1 pseudogene is annotated in these 552 nt (G+C 61.4%); it reads left to right on the top strand.

The annotated features are described in order from the left end of the window. Positions 1-552, top strand: a pseudogene (locus B9Z52_RS17945) (hypothetical protein); the annotation flags it as partial.

Here is a 552-nt window from a genome sequence, read left to right as displayed (position 1 = left end):
AGCTTGACCACAACAGGCGCAGCGGTGTTCAACAGCACCGTTCAAGCGGACGGTCTGGTGACAGCGAACGCAGGCGTGACGGTGGCCAACGGCAACTTTGCCGTGAGCGCAGGCAACCTGACGGTGTCTGGCACAGGCACGGTCAACGGCACGGTGACTGCGGGTAACTTGACAACGGCAGGTACCTTGAACGCCAACGGTGCCACGACACTGGGCGACACTTTGAGCGTGACGGGTCAGTCGAACTTGAACAGTCTGAACGCGACGGTGACGAACCTGGGCGTGACGACCACAACAGGTCTGAGCAACACAGGTACGCTGACGAACACAGGCAACGCCAACATCACCGGCACGCTGAGTGCAGGCGCAACGACCTTGGCCAGCGCGAACGTGACGGGTGGCTTGAACGTGGTGGGTGCAACGACCACAGCGGGCTTGACCAACACAGGCAACCTGACCAGCACAGGCACAACGCAGTTCAACGGCGCGACGACAGCGAACGGCAGCTTGACCACAACAGGCGCAGCGGTGTTCAACAGCACCGTTCAAGCG

This window comes from Limnohabitans sp. Jir72, from assembly GCF_003063575.1.
GTDB lineage: Bacteria > Pseudomonadota > Gammaproteobacteria > Burkholderiales > Burkholderiaceae_C > Limnohabitans_A.
Note: the sequence above shows the minus strand (reverse complement) of the source record. Positions and strands in the feature narration are given on the sequence as shown.